A 4,396-nucleotide genomic window follows, 5' to 3' on the forward strand; every position below is an offset into this window, starting at 1 on the left:
GTCGATTTTAGCCACGGATGGCTTAAATCAATCACGAGCTTAGCGACACTATCGCGTACACGTTCGCATTTTCAGTCGACATTAGATTCTGATTGTTGGAGAGGGTGGTTTATTTTTCTTCTTTTTTATCTTCTTTTGCTTTTTTAGGTTTCGGTTTTGTTGCTTTAGCCTTTTTTTCTGGTTCTTCTGCTTTTATCGTTTTTTTTGCTGTTGTTTTCAGGGCGGTTTTGTCTGATTTGGCTTTCTTTTTTGGAGCAGTTGATTCCGATGTTGCTTTTTTCTTGATTGGATCTGGGGCGATTTCCTGGGCTGGGATTTCTTCGTTTGCGGCTGTTATTGAGGGGGATTTCATGATGTCATGGATTACACCTGGTTTAAATTTTATTTTGGGCTCTACACCATCGATTAGTCGATTGATGTTATTTCTGTGTTTGTACAGTACAAGCAGGGTGATAAAGAATATTGGTGGGAAAATATCCAGACGTTGAACTAATAGTAATGAATAAAAGGGCGCCATGGTTATTGCTACTATAGAGGCTAGAGATGAATATCTGGAGAATTTAGCTACTAATAACCAAGTAGCAGAAATAAGGACGCCGACAATAAAATGGAAACCCAACATGGCTCCAATTGCGGTTGCAACGCCTTTGCCACCCTTGAACCCAAAAAATATTGGGTACATATGGCCAATCACTGCTGCAAGAGCAGCAAATGCGACTGTGGCTGGTGGGGCTCCTAATGCTTTGGCAATAAGGACAGGAATTGTTCCTTTAAGTACATCGCCAATCATGACTAACGCGGCGTATTTTTTACCTGCAATACGTAGTACATTGGTGGCTCCTGGGTTTTTTGAACCTTCCTCTCGAGGGTCGGGTAAGCCAAATAGCCGGCATACAATGATTGCCGAACAAAAAGAACCCATCAAATAAGCAATAAGTATTGAACATATAAATAGCATCACCGCAGAACTCCTGAACCAGAATTAATTTTTATTATGAGATAATCTGAATTTTCTGGCAACTGAAAGTTATTCCTCTGTAAGTGATTGATGAGTCTGATAAAACTCATCAACCTGATTCAGGGCAAAAAGAGCGATTGCAGATTATTGGTAAAGCGTCTTCCTAGCGATGTGACTTGCCAATGAGTATCGGTAAGTTCAATCAGATTTTTGCTTTCTGCTGTTTTTAAGTGAGGCAATAAAAGGTTCAGATCCAATCCTGTGGTGGTGTTGAACAATGTAATCGGAATAGGCTGCTCTAGGCGGCTCGTGTTTAACATGAATTCGAAGAGTAATTCGCCACCTTCAACTGTTTCAATATGTGCCAAAAAAGGCTTGTCATCATTTAAATAATCTTTCGGTTGACGATGCTTTTGAGTTCGATGTATTCCTTGGCTCGTTGTTATTTTCCCATGAGCTCCTGCACCTATGCCCAGGTAATCACCAAATAACCAGTAATTCATGTTATGACGTGCCTGATGGCCGGGCTTTGAAAAAGCTGAAATTTCATAACGTTGAAATCCTGCTTCGTTTAACAGGATAAATCCCTGTTCTTCTAATAAACACGCATCATCTTCGGTGGGGAGCGGGGGCTTTTCTTTGTAAAATACTGTATTTGGTTCTATGGTTAATTGATACCAGGATAAGTGTTCCGGTTGATGGTTTAATGCGGTGCTTAAATCAGCAACTCCTTGAGCGATGCTTTGATTCGGCAAACCGTGCATGATATCTATATTCAGATTATCAAAACCTGCATTGCGGGCAGCGTGAATGGCGGCATGAGCCTGATTATCATCATGGATGCGGCCCAGTGCTTTTAAATGAACTGGATTGAAACTCTGAATACCCAATGAGAGACGATTAATGCCAATTTGCCGGTACTCTGTAAAGCGTTGTTGCTCTACACTGCCTGGATTCGCTTCCATAGTGATTTCAATATTTGGTGCAAAAGGAAGACGTTGCTTTAATTGAGTAAATAAAGTGTTATAGGCTTCTGCAGAAAAGAGACTTGGAGTGCCTCCTCCGATGAAGATGGAGGTAATTTCCCGAACGGGAAATCGAATTAAATCGGCGTTTAAGTCGTCAATTAAAGCCTTAACATAATTTTGTTCTGGCAGTGTATCAGGGCTTTTGTGTGAATTAAAATCACAATAAGGGCATTTTCGGATGCACCATGGAATATGTATGTACAGCGATAATGGAAGCATTTAATATTTTTTGGCTGGCTTGTTCGATAAGGCAATAGTATCATGACAGCTGTTTCGTCACAAAATTAAGTGATATAGAGCGATGAGAGAAAAACCAATTTGCAAACGAAAGGCGGTGGTTGCCAAATCACGTTTATTTACTGTTGAAGAAATGCATTTGGAGTTTTCCAATGGGGAGCAGCGAATATATGAGCGCATTAAGAGCTTTGGTTTGGGAGCTGTTTTAATTGTTGCCTTAACCCCGGATGATTCATTATTATTAGTCCGTGAATATGCCGCTGGTACAGACAGTTACGAATTGGCTTTTCCTAAAGGCATTATTGATAGTGGTGAAACTCCGGTTGAGGCGGCGAATAGGGAGTTGCGTGAAGAAACCGGATTTGCGGCTAAAGAGCTTCATTGGGTACGTTCGATGAGCATGGCTCCAGGTTATTTTGGGGCGCGAATTGATGTGGTTATTGCCCAGGGGTTATATCATTCGCCGTTGGATGGTGATGAGCCAGAGCCGCCTGAAGTGGTTGAATGGCCGCTTAGCGCTGCTATGGAATTATTAGAGAAACCGGATTTTACCGAGGCGCGCAGTATTGCTGCGCTATTTTTAGCGAAAGAGTGGTTGAATAAGAGGAAATAACATGGCGAATAAACGAGTTAGAGTAGCGGTGACAGGTGCAGCAGGACAAATTGGCTATGCCTTACTGTTCCGTATCGCATCCGGACAAATGTTTGGCGCAGATACTGAAATTGAATTAAATATGCTGGAACTTGAGCCTGCACTTCCCTCTTTGGAAGGTGTTGCAATGGAACTTGATGATTGTGCTTTTCCACTATTAAAACGCATTGTGTGCACTGCTGATATGAACAAAGCTATGGATGGGGTTAACTGGGCATTGTTAGTGGGTTCCGTGCCTCGCAAACAAGGAATGGAACGTTCCGACCTACTGCAAATCAATGGCGGGATTTTTACCAAGCAAGGCCAGGCAATAAATGACAATGCCAGTGACGACGTACGTGTATTTGTAGTTGGAAATCCTTGCAATACCAACTGCTTGATTGCCATGCATCATGCAAAAGATATTCCGAATGACCGATTTTTCGCGATGACTACTTTGGATGAGTTAAGAGCCAGAACTCAATTAGCTAAAAAAGCAGGTGTTGATATTACCGCAGTAACTCAAATGACTATTTGGGGCAATCACTCAGCGACTCAGTACCCTGATTTTTATAATGCTAAAATTAATGGTGTTTCTGCTGCTCAAGTAATTAATGATGATGCCTGGTTGAAAGATACTTTTGTTTCTACGGTGCAACAGCGTGGCGCGGCAGTAATTAAAGCGCGTGGTTCATCTTCGGCAGCATCTGCAGCAAATGGAATCATTACCGGGGTCAATCATTTAGTAACGGATACTCCTGCTGGTGAATCATTCTCTATGTGCCTGCGTTCAAACGGCGAATACGGTATTGATGAAGGCTTGATTTTCTCAGTACCATGCCGACGTGAACATGGTGAGCTAAAAGTAATTGATAATCTGTTTATGAATGAATACGGGCGTGAAAAATTTGATCTTACTTTAAATGAGCTAAGACAAGAGCGTGATACGGTTAAGTCCTTAGGCTTGCTGGATTAAAATTGCTGTTGTAGTTTTGAGATAATTTTTATTGTAATTGTAGCGCTGTGTCGGCGAAGTGATTTTTGGAAGATTGATATAATGCTTCGTTGATACAGCTGCAATTACGCGTCATGACCAACGATTTATTCTTATTCAATTGATAGTTTATCTTGAAGTACTAAAACCTGGTTTGAATGATTCTACTGCTTTTTTTAGAGGGGGAGCTGATTTTGGGTTGTGTCGATTGTTGTACTCGTTACTTTGGTAAATTTGAAAGAAAATAGATTTTTCCAATATGGGTTTGGCCTCAGCATTACGCAATAAGGTAGATACCGATCGCCCATTCGATAATATGTCATTGAGTTTATGGATTAGCCACTCTACTTGTTCAAAGGGTTCTTTTTGTTTGTGAACCAGATTAGGCGTATGTTGTACTATTGCATTGGCTAATTGTTTATCCGTCAGAAAAAGAATGATTTTTGTGTGAGCTATTTTAATAAAATTCTTTTCTGATTTCATAATTAAATCAACTAAGAAATCGGGATGAGTTTCCAGATAATGATTTAATTTTTGGCTAAAGCCAT

At 40.8% G+C, this 4,396-nt stretch carries 4 protein-coding genes and 1 pseudogene; 2 read left to right on the plus strand and 3 right to left on the minus strand.

Going from position 1 to position 4,396, the window contains the following annotated elements; all coding sequences use genetic code 11:
• Positions 1 to 109 precede the first annotated feature (109 nt).
• Together plsY and hemW are read right to left on the minus strand one after the other, a co-directional pair.
• On the minus strand, positions 110 to 961 hold the full coding sequence (gene plsY, locus Q0495_RS01215; RefSeq protein WP_298622223.1) for a glycerol-3-phosphate 1-O-acyltransferase PlsY: 852 nt from the start codon (positions 959 to 961) through the stop codon (positions 110 to 112).
• A gap of 116 nt (positions 962 to 1,077) precedes the next feature.
• Positions 1,078 to 2,205 (minus strand): radical SAM family heme chaperone HemW, encoded by a 1,128-nt coding sequence (gene hemW / locus Q0495_RS01220; protein WP_298622224.1) that lies wholly within the window; start codon positions 2,203 to 2,205, stop codon positions 1,078 to 1,080.
• Between the two features lie 82 nt (positions 2,206 to 2,287).
• On the opposite strand from hemW, the gene nudE reads away from it, so the two are divergent.
• Both nudE and Q0495_RS01230 read left to right on the plus strand, forming a co-directional pair.
• Positions 2,288 to 2,836 carry an ADP compounds hydrolase NudE gene (nudE, locus tag Q0495_RS01225; RefSeq protein WP_298622225.1) on the plus strand — a complete coding sequence of 183 codons (549 nt, stop codon included), beginning with the start codon at positions 2,288 to 2,290 and terminating at the stop codon, positions 2,834 to 2,836.
• 1 nt (position 2,837) lies between these two features.
• Positions 2,838 to 3,830 carry a malate dehydrogenase gene (locus tag Q0495_RS01230; RefSeq protein ID WP_298622226.1) on the plus strand — a complete coding sequence of 331 codons (993 nt, stop codon included), beginning with the start codon at positions 2,838 to 2,840 and terminating at the stop codon, positions 3,828 to 3,830.
• 147 nt (positions 3,831 to 3,977) lie between these two features.
• On the opposite strand, the pseudogene Q0495_RS01235 reads toward Q0495_RS01230, so the two are convergent.
• Positions 3,978 to 4,396 (minus strand): annotated as a pseudogene (locus tag Q0495_RS01235) (hypothetical protein); the annotation flags it as partial.

It is taken from the genome of uncultured Legionella sp., assembly GCF_937871865.1.
In the GTDB taxonomy this organism is placed as follows: Bacteria; Pseudomonadota; Gammaproteobacteria; order Legionellales; family Legionellaceae; genus Legionella.

What these genes read in the sequence shown, in the direction of transcription:
- Q0495_RS01230 (WP_298622226.1), top strand. Translation starts at nt 2,838, where the DNA reads ATGGCGAATAAACGAGTTAGAGTAGCGGTGACAGGTGCAGCAGGACAA.
- hemW (WP_298622224.1), bottom strand. Translation starts at nt 2,205, where the DNA reads ATGCTTCCATTATCGCTGTACATACATATTCCATGGTGCATCCGAAAA.
- nudE (WP_298622225.1), top strand. Translation starts at nt 2,288, where the DNA reads ATGAGAGAAAAACCAATTTGCAAACGAAAGGCGGTGGTTGCCAAATCA.